The following is a 15115-nucleotide window of genomic DNA, read 5'->3' as shown; positions in this document are numbered from 1 at the left end:
TATGATGAATTTTTTGGTAATCGTCTTATTGTTCGTTGTCTTTTTGCAGACCCGTATTATGGACCTGCGCCAGGCAATCATCTGCCTTAGTGTTCAATCGGCTGTTATTGCTCTTGCCTGCTTTATTTCCGGTATTGCGCATGGCGAGGGTATTCATATTTATGCTCCGGGACTGCTGACAATTATCGTAAAAGTCCTTTTAGTGCCTTATGCAATGCTGCGGCTTGTCAGTAAGCTGGCTGATGAGCGTGAGCTCATTTCAGAGATCAATGTTAATTATTCAACTGCCGCAAGTGCAGTTTTTCTGGTTCTGAGTTATCTTATTGTTGATAAAATGCTGCCCGGAGTGGAAGGTCGCGATATTCTGGCGCTTTCCATCGTAATGATTTTGACTGGTCTGACGTTGATCGTTATGCGCAGCCGAGCTATTATGCAGATGGTAGGCTTGATAACAATGGAAAATGGCATTTACCTTTTAGGGATGGCGATGACGGAAGGTCTGCCTCTGGTTATAGAAATGGGTATCTTTTTGGACGTGCTGATTGCTGTCATGGTACTGGTAATACTGACTAACCGTCTGCGTTTGTCGTTTATGACGACAGATACCAATGTGTTGAGAAAGCTGAAGGGGTGACGGGATGCTGGAGCTGATTTATATAATTTTTGCTTTGCCGGTGGTTTGTGCGGCTTTAGCTATCAGCGGCGTTTTAGGCAGCGGCAGTTTGCTGCACTGGCTTAATCGATTGACTGCTGCTGCTGTAGGCGTTGCAGTTATTCTTTTAGCACAGAGTTTTACGCCAACACAGCCTTTTAACAGTGAATATGTTTATCTGGACGCGCTTAATGTCTGGGTAATACTGATCATTACAGCTTTATATGTAGCGGCAGCATGGGTTTCCAAGTCATATCTGCTGCGCGAGCACAGCCGTGGCTATCTTAGCCGTACGCCTGGTTTGATTGGCCGTTATTATGCTTTGTTCCAGATGTTTGTTTGGACTATGTTTCTGGTACTGATGGTGAAAAATCTGGGATTGATGTGGGTCGCTATCGAGGCGACAACGTTGGTGTCTGCTTTTCTGGTATCATTTAAATTTACCCGCAGTGCTCTGGAAGCGACCTGGAAATATGTGATGGTTTGTACTGTTGGTATTTGTCTGGCACTTTTGGGAACAATGATCCTGTATTATGCGCAGATTTCGGCACTTGGGGCTGAAAAGGCTTTGAGCTGGCTGTGGCTGACCGAACATGCAGAACTTCTTAACCCGTCGCTGACAAAGCTGGCTTTTTTATTTATTTTTATTGGTTATGGTACTAAAATCGGTATGGCTCCGATGCATACATGGCTGCCTGATGCTTATTCAGAAGCTCCGTCTCTGACCAGCGGCCTTTTATCCGGAGCTTTATGTACCTGCGCTATTTATGTATTGCTGCGTAACATAGTAGTTGTGATACCGACTGTAGGTGTAGAATTTATCAGTACGCTGTGCCTGGCATTTGCGGCACTGACCATTGCTGTAGCTGTACCGTTTGTAGTAGTGCAGCGCGACATCAAGCGTATGCTGGCTTATTCCTCAATGGAAAATATAGGTCTGATGATAGCGGGTATCGGTGTTTTCAGCCAGCTTTCTATTGGCGCGACCTTAGTGCATATGTTTAATCATGCACTGATCAAATTTGTATTGTTCTATATAGCTGGTACTATAGTGCAGGAATATCAGACTAAAAATATGATGCGTATTCATGGAATGATCGGTGATGTACCTCATACTGCGACGTTTTGGCTTCTGGGTATTATTGGAATTTTAGGTATGCCGCCGTTGGGTTTGTTTTTTAGTAAATTTTATATTTTATACAGTTTGTTTTTAAGCGGGCACTATCTGTTGGGTATAGTGATCATTGTTCTGCTTGCCGGGATACTGATCGGTATTTTGTACCATGCCTTACGAATGCTGTGTGATAAAGCTAAACGAAAGCCTGTCGGAGACTTGCTTGAGCATGCGGATACGCCGTTTCTGGCAGCGCTGCTTTTAGGCAGCGTCATCATAGGTGCCGGAATCGGTGAAATACCTTATTTGGAAAAACTGCTGGCTCAGGCGGTACGGATAGTAGGAGGCGGTCAATTTTGATGAAGGTTAAACCAGAAGGCCTGCGGGGGGCTGCTAATATTTGTTCACGCGGTGGCAGGCATCCGCTGACAGCAATGTTCGGGGCCGATGAAACCAGCTTCGGCGGCGGGTATGCTGTTTACTGTCTGTTTGAAAATAAAGAAAAGCATGATATAGATATCTTAAAGGCTGAATTTGATGCAGGCAGTGATCTTCATTATCCAGCATTAACACCTGTTTTACCGGCTGCTGCCTGGTATGAACGTGAACTGCATGATATGTTCGGGTTTATACCGGATGATCATCCGGATCTGCGGCCGTTGGTTTTGCATGAAACTTATCCTGAAGATTTTCATCCGCTGCGCAAATGTGTTGATATTGATGCTGATGTGCGTGGAGAGCGAAAGTATGAAATGGCTGTTTCGCACGGCGATGGGCTGTTCGAAGTACCTGTCGGTCCTATTCATGCAGGTATCATTGAACCGGGGCATTTTCGATTCAGCCAGGCCGGTGAAGCTATTCTGCAGTTAGATGCCAAGTTGTTTTTTACTCATCGGGGAATCGAAAAAGCAGTAGAAGGTAAAACTCCAGAGGAAGCACTGCTGATTGTAGAACGGATTTGCGGTGCCTGTTCTGTGGCCAATACCTTGTCGTATTGTCAGGCACTGGAAAAGCTGTCCGGTCAGAATGTACCCAGGCGAGCCTGGCTTATCCGTACAATAGCTGCAGAGTTGGAACGTCTTTATAATCACATCGGCGATACAGGTAATATGTGTGCCGGAGTCGGATTTGCGCCTGTTATCAGTATGGGCAGCCGCTTGAAGGAAATACTGCTGCGCTGTAATGAGGCGATAGCCGGCAATCGTTTTCTGCGTGGCCTGATAGTTCCGGGCGGTGTAAAATATGATTTAACTGAGTCTTTATGCACTGAACTAACAGTTGCTTTAACTAAAGTTGAAAATGAATACAACGATATTGTGCAGATCATTGCCGAGCAGGACGGATTTTTGAATCGTGCTAAAACTACTGGTATTATCAGTAAAAATGTAGCGCTTGACCTGGCGCTGGTCGGAGTTGGAGCCAGAGCTTCGGGTGTGGACTGTGATTGCCGCAGGGATCTGCCATATGGTTTATATGCCGAATTGCCTTTTAATGTAATTACGAAAACCGACGGCGATGTCTATGCCAGGCTGCAGGTACGGATGGGTGAGGTTGCCGAATCGATCACTTTGATTAGAAAAGCATTGAAGCTGTTGCAGCAAGACGATTCGCAGCTGCATTGCGGTGAACTGGCGTATAAAACTCTGACTGGCAGCTGGGGGATCAGCGAATCAGCACGTGGCAGTAATCTGCATTGGCTGATGCTGGATGCAGACGGATGTATCGAAAGATTATTTATCCGTTCAGCTTCCTATCCTAACTGGCCGGCGCTTACCATAGCTGTGCAGGGAGATATTATTCCGGATTTTCCGCTGATCAATAAAAGCTTTGAATTATGCTATGCCTGTCTGGATCGTTAGGGAGGAACAATAATGCTTAAATTGTTACAGGGGATTTTGGCCAATAAGATAACAACAGAAGATGTAACGACCAGCGGTGCTCCAAGAATGCGGGGACAACTGACTTGTGGAACTGACTGTAATGGCTGTGCAAAATGTGCGGCTGTTTGCCCGACTGGTGCTGTTGCGCTGTGTGATGGCAAACCAGTATTGGATTATAAACGCTGCCTTTTTTGCGGTAAATGTGTAGAAGCGTGTGCTGCAGGTGCGCTGCTGCATACTGATATTGATACTTTGCCGGAGATATTGACAGATGTACAGATGACCATAGAACGAGAGATCAGGGCCAAGCTGGGGCGTTCACTGCATGTACGGCATTTGGATGCCGGCAGCTGTAATGCCTGCGATTTTGAAATGGGTGCTTTGAGTAATCCGCTGTATGATCTGCATCGTTTTGGTATTGCTTTTGTGGCTTCACCGCGACATGCTGATATGATAATGGTTACAGGCGTGGTAACACGTAATTTGGCGCAGGCAGTGCAAATGACTTATGAAGCAATGGAAGAACCGAAGCTGGTAATGGCCTGTGGTGCCTGTGCTGCCAGCGGAGGAACGTATGGGTCTACCTATGCTATTGTCGGTGCATTGGATAAAGTATTGCCGGTAGACATAGCTGTGCCAGGCTGTCCGCCAAGACCGTCGGCTATGCTTATTGCTTTGACAGCGGCTGCCGACTTGCTAAAAAAACGCTTATAAAAATATATTGTGTTTACGGCTCAATAATGGTAATATTGAGAAAATACAAAATGAAAGGAGTGCGCCCATGGTTATTTATCGCTCTGCTACTTTTGATGATGTAGAGAAGCTTCATAAACTGCTCAATGATTATGCTGCCGAAGGCCTGATGCTGCCGCGTTCGCGTAATTCCATCTATGAAAATCTGCGCGATTACGTGGTGGCCGTTGAGAACAATCATGTGATTGGCTGCGGCGCACTGCACTTTGTTTGGGATCGTCTGGCTGAGATTCGTTCTTTAGCTGTTGATCCTGAACGTAAAACACAGGGGATTGGACGAAAAATGGTTGAACTGCTGGAAGCTGAAGGCATTGAACGCGGAGTGAAGATGTTCTTTACCCTTACTTATCAGCCGGGATTTTTTGCAAAATGTGATTATATCGAAACGGCGAAAGAAAAGCTCCCGCAGAAGGTTTGGAAAGAATGTGTATATTGCCCGCAATATCCGTATTGCAACGAATTGGCCTTTGTCAAAACGACCGTTGATTATGAACCCGGCGACATAATGTTCTAGATCAGGTATCGTTTGCTGCAAGCTGAAGGTGCTGCGGTGAACAGGAATGCAGAATTTTCCGGAGGAAGTCGACATAATTATAAAGGCTTTTTGGTGAATAAATACTGCTATTTGTGTTTGCATATTATAGGCTGCCGGAGCGGCAGAATTTGATATTGGTTAAATGATGAGAATGTCGTGATGGTAACTTCTGTCGCGGCATTTTTTATAATGTTAACTGATGTGCAGGGAGGAAACTATGGAAAAAGCAAGGTTTAAGTGGGTGCTGCGTGAGCGCAACCGGAAAATTGCAGCGAAAACGGAAGTTTTTACTGAGCAGCAGGCACGTCGAGTGCGGAGTTTTCACAGCAGTTTCAAAGAGTATAGTCCAACACCGCTGATAGAACTTACCAGTCTGGCGCAGCATTTGGGTATCAAAAACCTTTTTGTCAAAGATGAATCCTATCGCTTTGGACTCAATGCTTTTAAAGTTCTGGGCGGCAGTTTTGCTATTGGTAGTTATATCGCTAATGAATTAGGTGAAGATATAGATGATTTACCTTATATGCGTCTGGTCTCAGATGAGGTGCGCAGTTTGTTGGGGAGCAAAACATTTATTACAACTACTGACGGTAATCATGGGCGTGGTGTTGCCTGGACAGCCAACAGATTGAAGCAGCAGGCTATAGTTTATATGCCTCAGGGCTCTGCGGCAGAACGTCTGGCCAATATTCGTGCCGAAGGTGCGCAGGCCGAAATCACAGATATGAACTATGACGATACAGTACGATATACCAGTGAGCTGGCACAGAAAAACGGCTGGATCATTGTACAGGATACAGCTTGGGATGGGTATACAAGGATACCTCTGTGGATCATGCAGGGCTATATGACAATGGCTTTGGAAGCGTATGAGCAGCTGCCGGTCAAGCCTACGCATATCTTTTTGCAGGCCGGGGTCGGCTCTTTGGCAGGTTCTGTACAGGGATTTTTTGCTGATATTTATGGCAGTTCCTGCCCGCTGACTTTTATAGTTGAACCCAAAGGGGCAGATTGCCTTTATCAGACAGCCGCGGCAAATGACGGCAGCTTGCATAGTGTAACAGGCCGTCTTGAGACGATTATGGCTGGACTGGCCTGTGGAGAGCCAAACAGTATTGCTTGGGAAATACTTGGAAATTTGAGCGATGGTTTTATCAGCTGTCCTGATTATACCGCTGCTCAGGGAATGCGTATTTTGGGAAATCCGCTGGCGGGTGATACGAAAGTCAGTGCAGGTGAAAGCGGTGCGGCGACCGTGGGACTGGTGGCAGAAGCCATGCGCGACGAGCGCTTAAGTGATCTGAAACAGGCCTTGCAGCTGGACGAAAACTCGGTGGTGTTGTGCTTCAATACCGAAGGCGATACTGATAAAGAAAATTATCGTCGTATCGTTTGGGACGGAGCATGGGGGAGAGAATAAATAAAACATAAAGTTTTTTCTTTCTAATTTTATCAGCCTTTAGTATAATAAAAGCAGCCAGATTACTAAGCAGATAATCATTCATTTTGCATATCAAAAACTATTGATATGACAGCGTTAAAATATTGTTCTTATTACATTGTTTTGCAGAACTTGAGGAGGTTTTATGGAACGAACTCATCGTATCATGTTTGTTTGTCACGGTAATATCTGTCGTTCGCCAATGGCAGAATTTTTGCTGAAGGACATGATCAAAAAAGAAGGGCTTGCGGACAGGTTTGTGATTGCATCGGCAGGTACAAGCAGGGAAGAAATAGGTAATCCTGTGCATCAGGAAACACGTAAAAAACTGGCGCAGGATCATATCAGTGCGGCGGGTAAATATGCTGTGCAGCTTACCAAAGAAGATTATGAAAAATATGATCTTATTTTGGGTATGGATCGTGCCAATATCAGTAATATTCTGCGGATCATAGGCAGTGACCCGCAGGAAAAGGTGCATCGTCTGCTGGATTTTACCGAGTTGCCGCGTGACATTGCTGATCCCTGGTATACTGGTGATTTTGAAATTACGTATGCGGAGATCAAAGCGGGATGCGCAGCATTGCTGAAGCACTTGCGCCGATTTTAAAAAGTTAAAGGCTCCCGAATTTTCGGGAGCCTTTTGTTTTTTTAGTTAAACATTCTGGGGCAGACAGTCTTTGATAAAATCACTGACTGTTTGATTGAATTTTTCTGCTTCTTCATAAAAGAGCATATGACCGCTTTCTGTAAAAGCTACAAATTTACCATTGGGGATTAGAGACGTCAGGTAAGTGCCCTGCTTGATTCCCCAGGCAAAAACAGGTCCGTCGGCGTTGACGACCAGCGTGGGAACAGTTATTGTTGGCAGAACGTTAGTGAAATCTGTTGCAATATAGTCGCTGTAGATGGCTGCTGAGAGCCAGGGCGGCAGCTTGCGGAATTCTTCAATTACCCAGTCTGTGCCGGCTGGTCGTTTGCCGTCTTTAAAAATTGCGTTTGCAAAAAATTCAAAATATTCTTCCCGTTCGTTGACCAATCGGTTGACCTGTGCATTGAACCCTTCCATATTGTAGTTGCGCAAACCCTGACTGTTCCATTCCTCAGGACTGAAAGGGAATGGCGTCATATCTATCAGCCCCAGACCGATCAGATTGCTGTCGGTTTTATATTGCTGCCAATAGGAAAGCACTGTAGGTCCGCCTAAAGACCAGCCCATGAGGATAAAATTTTTCAGACCCAGAAATTCAGAAAGTTCGCGGATATCCTGTGCGTAACGGGCAACGATTTGGCCCTGCAGACCTTTGGAGGATTTGCCGTGCCCGCGGTTATCCATAACTATTACCTGAAAGTGCTTGGAAAGTTCTGGAATATTGTGCTGCCAAAATCTGGAAGAACACTGCCAGCCATGTACAAGAAAAAGTGGCTGGCCTTTACCATGAACTTCATAATAAAGATGCGCCTGGTCTGAGGTAGTAAAAAAGCCGTTCGTCTGTGTCATAATATCACACTCCTTTTCTTTATTATAACTCTTTTCCTGCTTGATAGATGCTGTTTTATTTGTGAAATAAAAATGCGCAGTTAAAAAAACTGCGCATAAATTTGAAAATGGATTATTTAGTTTGTGCTGGAACCAGAAGTTTCCAAAGCAATCCTAATAAAGCGCCACAGACTGAAGGTACGATCCAGCCGAAGCCGTCGGCATAAAGGGGGATTGTGTTGCCAAGTATGGTTTCTAAGGCTGAAAGTTTGATACCTGCTGCCTTTAGTCCATCCAGCAAGGCAAAAATAGTTGTAAAAAACAGGCAGCAGCGATAAACTCGCTTATCGCCATGGAAAAGCTTAGAGGTTACTCCCAGCAGAACTAAAGCAATAATAATCGGATAAAGGGCGCAGAGAATAGGTATCGAAAAAGAGATGATATTAGTCAGACCAACGTTGGAAACAGCAAAGCTGAAAACACAGATCGCCACTACAAACCTCTGGTATTGGACCTGTTCGTGTGTTACTTTGGTAAAATAAGAGGCTGCAGAAGCTGTCAGGCCAATACTTGTGGTCAGACAGGCAAAAAAGATCATTAGACATAAAACAACATTGCCGGCCGCACCAAGATAATAGTTGGCGATATCAGCTAAAGCTACACCGCCGTTAGGAGAGATTCCAAGAATGCTGACGCTGGTAGCGCCGGTATAAGCCAATGCTACATAAATAAGAGCTAGGAAAAATGCTGCGATCAAACCGGAGTAGACACAGATTTTTGTCAGCAGACGGTCATCGGTGATACCCTTGAGTTTAATGGCATTGATGACGGTTGCGCCGAAGAGAAGCGTCGCCAGAAGATCCATTGTGTTATAACCATCCTGAAAGCCGCTGAGAAAAGGAAGGTTTATATAACTGCCTGTTGCCGGCTGCATAGGACCCATTGGAGCAAGCAGAACGTTGATGATAAGTACAGCCAGACTTAATAGCAGCATTGGCGTTAAAACTTTTCCAAGCCAGTCTACCAGTTTAGATGGATTTATAGATAAGACATAGGTTACGATGAAAAAGAAAAGCGAATAAATAGCCAAACCTGCGGTATAGTAGTCTTCAGGGACAAAAGGTCTGATACCGACGTCATAAGACACCGCACCTGTACGAGGAATCGCAAACAACGGGCCGATCGTCAGTACTGCCAGCATAACTATGATTTTGGCAAAGTCCGGATGAACAGGATCTGCCAGGGCATTGGGGTTATCGTTTTTAGTTAGTGCCATAGCAATAATACCCAAAAGCGGCATACCTACGCCGGTAACGCAGAAGCCAATCGCAGCTGACCAGAAATGGTCGCCTGCGGCTTGGCCTAATGCCGGTGGAAAGATTAGATTGCCGGCACCGAAAAAGGACGAAAAGAGCATCAACCCTACTGGTAAGATTTCCCAAAACGTCAGGTTCTGTTTCATAAAAAGTCTCCCATCGTGAATAGATATAAAATTCTGATAATTCTACTATTAAGTAAAGGCTGCCCTCAGGCAGCCTTTAAATTACTGGATGATGAGGCGGAAATACTTCTTTTTACCCTTACGGATAAGCAGGCTTTTTTCTGCATCAAACATTGAAGGCGCAAAGCTTGCCTCAGGATCGGACACTGTATTTTCGCCAATATAAAGTCCGCCTTGCTGGATCATTTGCCGGGCTTCACGTTTACTGCTGAATATTTTACCTGCGGTCAAAACATCAATTATTTTACCTTCGGCGTCAGCAGCAGTGATTTCAATAGTCGGGACATCGGTAAGTGCGCCGCCTCCTCCAAACAGTGCTTCAGCAGCCTGTTGTGCTTTTTCAGCTTCAGCTTCTCCGTGTACCAGCTTTGTTACCTCATAAGCCAGAACTTTTTTTGCTTCGTTGATCTCAGCATCCTGCAGGGAGCTTAAGCGGCGTACTTCTTCCATAGGCAGGAAGGTAAGGAGTGACAGGCAGTTTTCAACGTCGCTGTCGTCGATATTACGCCAGTATTGGTAGAAATCATATGGTGAAGTCTTTTCTGGATCGAGCCACAGGGCTCCTTTTTCTGTTTTGCCCATTTTGCGTCCATCGCTGGTTGTAAGTAATTTACAGGTCATGCAGTATGCTGGTTTCTGTTCTTTGCGGCGAATCAGTTCAACGCCGGCCAGCATATTGGACCATTGGTCATCACCGCCGAGCTGCATGATACAGCCGTGTTTTTTAAACAGCTGCAGGAAGTCATAAGACTGCATGATCATATAGTTGAATTCGAAGAAAGACAGGCCTTTTTCCAAACGTTTTTTAAAGCATTCCGCTGTCAGCATACGGTTTACTGAGAAATGTACACCGACATCGCGCAGCAGTTCGATATAATTCAGTTCAAGCAGCCAGTCGGCGTTGTTGACCATAATAGCCTGGCCTTCAGAAAAATCGATAAAGCGTGCCATCTGTTTTTTAAAGCAGGCTATGTTATGAGAGATAAATTCAGGAGTCAGCATTTTACGCATATCGTCTTTGCCGCTGGGGTCGCCAACCATACCGGTCCCGCCTCCTAAAAGACAGATTGGACGATGTCCGGCACGCTGCATATGGCTCATAACCATCAAAGCAATAAAATGACCTACATGCAGGCTGTCGGCTGTGGGGTCGAAACCAATATAAAAAGTGATTTTTTCCTTTTCCAGCAGCTCTTTGATCTCATCTTCGTGGGAGAGTTGCTTTAAAAAACCACGTTCCTTTAATACGTCATAAACGGACATGAAATAACCTCCTAATATTACTGGAAACTTCCTCGTGATAAAGTGAAGAAGCAAATCTTCTAAACATTATACAACGAATGGGCTGGTTTCGCAAATAAGAAAAGACGCTTCCTGAAAGAAGCGCCTTTGATGCACAAAAATGAATTGTTTTTATAATTGCGAAGTACAGTGCGGGCAACGGGTCGCATCGTCAGCGATTGCAGTTTTGCAGAAGGGGCATAAACGCGGTTCTGGAGCCGGAGCCGGCGGAGGCGTAAGCCTGTTGATTTGTTTGATCAGTACAAAAATAGCAAAAGCAATGATCAGGAAATTAACGATAGTATTTATAAAAAGACCGTAGGCTAAAATAGGGGCATGTGCATCCTGAGCAGCCTTTAAAGTATCGTAATGCTGTCCGTTCAGGCTGATGAATAGTCCGGAAAAATCCACTTTGCCAAATAAGAGACTCAAAGGGGGCATAATAATATTATCTACTAAAGACGATGTTATTTTGCCGAAGGCGCCGCCGATAACAACGCCGACTGCCAGATCGATAACATTTCCGCGCATAGCAAATTTTTTAAACTCTTCAAAAAAAGACATATTAACAACTCCCATCATAAATTCAAAATATTTTATATATATTCGCTTTAAGTTATAATAATCCTGCCGGCTTGACTGCAAATCGTCAATAATTTATAATAATTCTGTAACAATTAGGCAGTGAAGGAGGGAAAACCATGAGAGATGACTTAGTAGTACCAGGCGAGCATGAGGAAAATTTTGTACTGGCTAAAGATGCGCGTGTAGTTACAGTTCCGTTTACTCCGCTGGAACAGCGTATGGCTAAAGAAAAGCCGTATCTGATGGAAGGCCTTGCCAAATTGAAAGAGAGCTTGGGAGAAGACAGTTTCAAACGCTTGATCAGTAATGTGCATAATATCAATTTGAGCGGACCGAGGATCATGCTGGTCGCCGATAATGAGCTGCACCGTACTAATATCGAACGCGAATGCCTGCCTGCTATCGCAGAAGCATTCAACGTTACTAATATTCGTGTAGTTACACAAGGCTGATGTCTGAAAAGCTTCTCTGGCAGCAGGGAAGCTTTTTATTTTAAAAATATAAAAAATATCATTGACAAACTATTTGTTATTTTATATAATATTTACGTTGCAGTAAGTGATGTAACTTAAGTCGGGGCGTGGCGCAGTTTGGTAGCGCGCTTGTTTCGGGTACAAGAGGCCGTGAGTTCGAATCTCGCCGCCCCGACCACTTAAAAAGTTAGCCGCAGAGCGTATCTGCGGCTTTTTTATTTTGTTTTAAAGGAAGTATTTAAAGTGATTTTTGCTGGAGCAGTGAAAAAATTTCCCATAGTGTTTCTTTTCAAATAGCTATCTGAATTTTACCAGATACGCCATATAACAAAACCATAATATAAAAACATAAATGATCAGTCTTGAAAGAGAAATCATAAAATAAACCCTTCTTTATTTCAAAAGTTAAGCTATATTGTTGTAGCTATTAATGGTGACTTCTTGTTTATCAATTATGATATCATGCTCTTGTCAAAGAAAAAAGCCGACATTCTGCTTTTATTTATTTACTAAATGTTGGCAAAGCTGTTTCACTGTCTGTGGTTTTCCCCAAAACTGCAGTTTGTATCAAGATTGATTTCGAAAATACGTGCCCAGGGCAGGTTTACATTGATGTCGATACCTGTTAAATAATAATTGCTGTCGTTATTGCGATAAAAAGGTGTACGGCCAAGGTCTCCATATAGAAGCTGAATCTTTTGACGCTGTAAAAAGCCACGAATAAGCGTTTCTGCAAAAAACTTGTTGTCTCCCAAATCAGTTGGCTTATAGCCTTTCAGTTTCAGTAATGTAGTTAACTGTGCATGCATTAATTTCTGATAGGCATAATCATCAAGTAAACGTTCAACTGTGAAGTTCAGATTTTGGGCATACAGTGACGGATGTTCTGATTGCGGTAATCGGTGCAGCTGGCCGGTAAATAATGTTGCTTGACTAAGCGCGGTTCCCAGTGAATTACTTAAAGTATTCCAGCCTGAAAAAGCTGCCAGCCTGCTGAGCGGTACTTTAGCCTCCAAAAGCTTAGGTATTAAAAGTTCGTTTTCAGTATAGTTGGCCGTAAGATCAACCAGCGCAATGTGGCGGTCTGATATAAGCAGGGGTTTAAGTTTTTGCAGCATAGCTTTATTAGGCTGATTGTCGGCGTCGCCGCAGTGTACGAATAAAATAAAGTCGGCGACAGCAGCATCATCTGTAAGCTGACCGCCGATAAAATTTATTTTGTCCCGGATGCTTGCGTCAACAGAACAGGGCATATAGGGCATGATTTTAGCTGCGACTTTAGGCGAGGAATACTCTACAAAAATGCGTGGCTTGTAATTATACAGTTTATTATAATATCTGGTCAGCAGTAAAACTGATATTTCATCAGCTCCACTTGTAATAAGCCCGCTGGAACCTAAATCTGCATGTTTCATATATGCCAGCGCATGATTAGCATTACGATTAGGAAGCCCGAATGGCTGGGCGTCGTCCTGCCCTATAGCCAAAGTCAGACCGTCTGCGCGTGCCAGCTGGACCAGTTTTTTGTTAAAACTGTCGTTATCGGCATACAGACTGCTGTACTTCGTTTTAATATCATCCGGTATGCGTGCATCGATCGCCAGCAGCTGCCTGGTAAAGTAAGGATCGCCGAATGTTTCTGCCATATCCTTTAATGTTGCATAACGCATCAGATGCCATTGATACCAGCTGTCCGGTATAAGCTGATCGCTGACCAGCAATCTTGGAATGACGGAAAAAAACACCATATCGATTTGTGGGTTGAGAGCATGCTGTTTGTTTACGAAAGTCAAAAACTTTTCTTCATCGTTAATTGTTCCTAAAGGTACGCGTGAGCCCAGCAGACTGCCGTGTACTAAAAGATCAGCTGATAAAATTGCGGCTGGATGCTGCGGCATTTCATTTTTCAGCCAGGCAAACAGTTTTTCTTTATCAGCAGGTGTGTTATAATTGTCAAGAAGTTCTTGCGGCGGTGTAATTACGTTGATAGAAGCCAGTGCTCCCAGTTTTCTGACCATAGCGCTGCAGGGAGGGCGGCTGTCTAACGGAGCCAGCAGCAGCGAAGTATCGGCTTTTACAGGCTGAGGCGCAAATGGGACAGTTGCAGGCATACCGCCGAATAATTCATAAAAATAGGCGCAGAGCAGCAGTAATGCGAGCAGAATAAATTTTTTCTTGTTCATAGGCTGTCTCCTTTGCCGTTCTTGTTATATTTATTATATTACAGATACGGAGTTTTTTGAATGCGGATAATTACGGGAAAGGCACGGGGGCTGAAATTGACTGTGCCAAAGAATATGGACGTACGTCCCACGGCTGACAGGGTCAAAGAATCTCTGTTTAATATTATTGGCACTAAAATTATTGGCGCACGTGTGTTGGATATGTTTGCCGGAACAGGTAATCTGGGGTTGGAGTCGTGGAGCCGCGGCGCTGCTGCGGTTACTTTTGTCGATGAAAGCCGGGAATCGCTGCGCCTGGTACAAAGCAACATCGTTAAATGCCGGGCGGAGGCTGATGTTCAGGTTCTCAAAGGCAGCGCGGTAAATATTATCGAACATCTGCATCATCAGGGATTAAAATTTGATTTTGCATTCTGCGATCCTCCCTATAATAAAGGCTGGGTTCAGAAAGTTCTGCAGAAAATGGAACACTTTCAAGTACTTGAAGACGGAGGCTATCTGATCATCGAACATTCGAAGCACGATGAAATAGGCGTGCTGGCAGCGTGCTTTGAGCTTGTGCGTCAGGAACCCTATGGTGAAACTTTACTTTCGTTTATAAGATTTGCCAAAGTATAATAAAATGTTGTAAAATAATAAAATAAATTTGTAAAAAAATAGCAGGAATACAGAAACGTACGTCGAATAAGGAACAAGATAATTGAATTTATGACCAGACTGCGTTGCAGCTTCTAGGAGGTTAAACAGTGCGTAGAGCGATCTGTCCGGGTAGTTTTGACCCGGTTACTAATGGCCACCTCGATATTTTTGAACGGGCGAGCCAAATGTTTGACGAGATCATTATCAGCGTTTTTCATAATCCGGGTAAAGATAAAGCAATGTTCACCATGGAGGAAAGGGTAGAAATGCTCAGGGATGCGACAAAACATATCCCTAATGCCAGAGTAACCTGTTTTTCCGGTCTTTTAAATGAATTCTGCAGGCAGGAAAAAGCTCCTTTTATTGTAAGGGGCTTACGTGCGTTTTCTGATTTTGAATATGAATTTCAGCGCGCTCTGCTCATAAAAAAAATAGACAATAACTTAGAAACAGTCTTTATTATGACTAATGCTAATTACTCTTTCCTAAGTTCCTCTGGAATAAGAGAATTGGCAACCTTTGGCGGTTGTATCCATGGTCTTGTTCCTGAATGTGTGGAAGATCGGATCAAAAGCCTTGTTATAAGCAAAGAATAATA

General features: G+C 44.1%; 15 protein-coding genes and 1 tRNA gene. 11 read left to right on the top strand and 5 right to left on the bottom strand.

From position 1 onward, the window contains the following. Window position 1: 1 nt before the first annotated feature. The 7 genes from C8D73_RS02520 to C8D73_RS02490 all read left to right on the top strand — a co-directional run bounded on the left by C8D73_RS02520 (window position 2) and on the right by C8D73_RS02490 (window position 6985). Window positions 2-634: a hydrogenase gene (locus C8D73_RS02520; protein WP_249033570.1), complete on the top strand. Its 633-nt coding sequence runs from the start codon at window positions 2-4 to the stop codon at window positions 632-634. Between the two features lie 4 nt (window positions 635-638). After that, window positions 639-2126 (top strand): proton-conducting transporter transmembrane domain-containing protein, encoded by a 1488-nt coding sequence (locus C8D73_RS02515; RefSeq protein ID WP_021718871.1) that lies wholly within the window; start codon window positions 639-641, stop codon window positions 2124-2126. Beyond that, window positions 2126-3625, top strand: coding sequence for a hydrogenase large subunit (locus C8D73_RS02510; protein WP_113077204.1), 1500 nt, complete (start codon window positions 2126-2128; stop codon window positions 3623-3625). Before C8D73_RS02515 ends, C8D73_RS02510 begins: the two co-directional genes overlap by 1 nt. 12 nt (window positions 3626-3637) lie before the next feature. Continuing rightward, entirely contained in the window at window positions 3638-4360 is a 723-nt protein-coding gene (gene nuoB, locus C8D73_RS02505) for an NADH-quinone oxidoreductase subunit NuoB (RefSeq protein ID WP_021718869.1), read from the top strand. Window positions 4361-4427: 67 nt separating this feature from the next. Further along, window positions 4428-4913: an N-acetyltransferase gene (locus C8D73_RS02500; protein ID WP_021718868.1), complete on the top strand. Its 486-nt coding sequence runs from the start codon at window positions 4428-4430 to the stop codon at window positions 4911-4913. Window positions 4914-5151: 238 nt separating this feature from the next. Next, window positions 5152-6354, top strand: coding sequence for a diaminopropionate ammonia-lyase (gene dpaL, locus C8D73_RS02495; protein ID WP_113077203.1), 1203 nt, complete (start codon window positions 5152-5154; stop codon window positions 6352-6354). Between the two features lie 166 nt (window positions 6355-6520). Continuing rightward, window positions 6521-6985, top strand: coding sequence for a low molecular weight protein-tyrosine-phosphatase (locus tag C8D73_RS02490; protein WP_113077202.1), 465 nt, complete (start codon window positions 6521-6523; stop codon window positions 6983-6985). A 45-nt stretch (window positions 6986-7030) separates the two neighbouring features. Here C8D73_RS02490 and C8D73_RS02485 read toward each other — a convergent pair whose 3' ends face one another. The 4 genes from C8D73_RS02485 to mscL all read right to left on the bottom strand — a co-directional run bounded on the left by C8D73_RS02485 (window position 7031) and on the right by mscL (window position 11201). Continuing rightward, window positions 7031-7876, bottom strand: a complete 846-nt coding sequence (locus tag C8D73_RS02485) for an alpha/beta fold hydrolase (protein WP_046430141.1) — start codon at window positions 7874-7876, stop codon at window positions 7031-7033. A gap of 112 nt (window positions 7877-7988) precedes the next feature. Beyond that, window positions 7989-9317: a branched-chain amino acid transport system II carrier protein gene (brnQ, locus tag C8D73_RS02480; RefSeq protein ID WP_113077201.1), complete on the bottom strand. Its 1329-nt coding sequence runs from the start codon at window positions 9315-9317 to the stop codon at window positions 7989-7991. 81 nt (window positions 9318-9398) lie between these two features. After that, entirely contained in the window at window positions 9399-10619 is a 1221-nt protein-coding gene (gene tyrS / locus C8D73_RS02475; RefSeq protein WP_021718863.1) for a tyrosine--tRNA ligase, read from the bottom strand. A 150-nt stretch (window positions 10620-10769) separates the two neighbouring features. After that, window positions 10770-11201 carry a large-conductance mechanosensitive channel protein MscL gene (gene mscL / locus C8D73_RS02470; RefSeq protein WP_113077200.1) on the bottom strand — a complete coding sequence of 144 codons (432 nt, stop codon included), beginning with the start codon at window positions 11199-11201 and terminating at the stop codon, window positions 10770-10772. 137 nt (window positions 11202-11338) lie between these two features. On the opposite strand from mscL, the gene C8D73_RS02465 reads away from it, so the two are divergent. Together C8D73_RS02465 and C8D73_RS02460 are read left to right on the top strand one after the other, a co-directional pair. Next, entirely contained in the window at window positions 11339-11674 is a 336-nt protein-coding gene (locus tag C8D73_RS02465; protein ID WP_113077199.1) for a hypothetical protein, read from the top strand. Window positions 11675-11796: 122 nt separating this feature from the next. Continuing rightward, window positions 11797-11873: transfer RNA gene (locus C8D73_RS02460), tRNA-Pro, on the top strand. A 352-nt stretch (window positions 11874-12225) separates the two neighbouring features. Here the strand turns inward: C8D73_RS02460 and C8D73_RS02455 are convergent. Continuing rightward, the gene (locus tag C8D73_RS02455; protein ID WP_113077198.1) at window positions 12226-13878 is read right to left on the bottom strand and encodes a DUF4127 family protein; all 1653 of its coding nucleotides are present in this window, start codon (window positions 13876-13878) and stop codon (window positions 12226-12228) included. 60 nt (window positions 13879-13938) lie between these two features. On the opposite strand from C8D73_RS02455, the gene rsmD reads away from it, so the two are divergent. Together rsmD and coaD are read left to right on the top strand one after the other, a co-directional pair. Continuing rightward, window positions 13939-14496, top strand: coding sequence for a 16S rRNA (guanine(966)-N(2))-methyltransferase RsmD (gene rsmD / locus C8D73_RS02450; protein ID WP_113077197.1), 558 nt, complete (start codon window positions 13939-13941; stop codon window positions 14494-14496). Window positions 14497-14624: 128 nt separating this feature from the next. Beyond that, window positions 14625-15113, top strand: a complete 489-nt coding sequence (gene coaD, locus C8D73_RS02445) for a pantetheine-phosphate adenylyltransferase (protein ID WP_021717223.1) — start codon at window positions 14625-14627, stop codon at window positions 15111-15113. The last annotated feature ends 2 nt before the right edge of the window (window positions 15114-15115 follow it).

It is taken from the genome of Phascolarctobacterium faecium DSM 14760 (assembly GCF_003269275.1).
GTDB classification, from domain to species: Bacteria; Bacillota; Negativicutes; order Acidaminococcales; family Acidaminococcaceae; genus Phascolarctobacterium; species Phascolarctobacterium faecium.
This window is presented reverse-complemented; position numbering and strand designations above follow the sequence as displayed.

Bases quoted from the DNA above. Each gene is read 5' to 3' on its own strand.
- C8D73_RS02515 (WP_021718871.1), top strand. From the start codon at position 639: ATGCTGGAGCTGATTTATATAATTTTTGCTTTGCCGGTGGTTTGTGCG.
- C8D73_RS02485 (WP_046430141.1), bottom strand. From the start codon at position 7,876: ATGACACAGACGAACGGCTTTTTTACTACCTCAGACCAGGCGCATCTT.
- brnQ (WP_113077201.1), bottom strand. From the start codon at position 9,317: ATGAAACAGAACCTGACGTTTTGGGAAATCTTACCAGTAGGGTTGATG.
- C8D73_RS02490 (WP_113077202.1), top strand. From the start codon at position 6,521: ATGGAACGAACTCATCGTATCATGTTTGTTTGTCACGGTAATATCTGT.
- C8D73_RS02455 (WP_113077198.1), bottom strand. From the start codon at position 13,878: ATGAACAAGAAAAAATTTATTCTGCTCGCATTACTGCTGCTCTGCGCC.
- nuoB (WP_021718869.1), top strand. From the start codon at position 3,638: ATGCTTAAATTGTTACAGGGGATTTTGGCCAATAAGATAACAACAGAA.
- C8D73_RS02500 (WP_021718868.1), top strand. From the start codon at position 4,428: ATGGTTATTTATCGCTCTGCTACTTTTGATGATGTAGAGAAGCTTCAT.
- dpaL (WP_113077203.1), top strand. From the start codon at position 5,152: ATGGAAAAAGCAAGGTTTAAGTGGGTGCTGCGTGAGCGCAACCGGAAA.
- mscL (WP_113077200.1), bottom strand. From the start codon at position 11,201: ATGTCTTTTTTTGAAGAGTTTAAAAAATTTGCTATGCGCGGAAATGTT.
- rsmD (WP_113077197.1), top strand. From the start codon at position 13,939: ATGCGGATAATTACGGGAAAGGCACGGGGGCTGAAATTGACTGTGCCA.
- tyrS (WP_021718863.1), bottom strand. From the start codon at position 10,619: ATGTCCGTTTATGACGTATTAAAGGAACGTGGTTTTTTAAAGCAACTC.
- C8D73_RS02520 (WP_249033570.1), top strand. From the start codon at position 2: ATGATGAATTTTTTGGTAATCGTCTTATTGTTCGTTGTCTTTTTGCAG.
- C8D73_RS02465 (WP_113077199.1), top strand. From the start codon at position 11,339: ATGAGAGATGACTTAGTAGTACCAGGCGAGCATGAGGAAAATTTTGTA.
- C8D73_RS02510 (WP_113077204.1), top strand. From the start codon at position 2,126: ATGAAGGTTAAACCAGAAGGCCTGCGGGGGGCTGCTAATATTTGTTCA.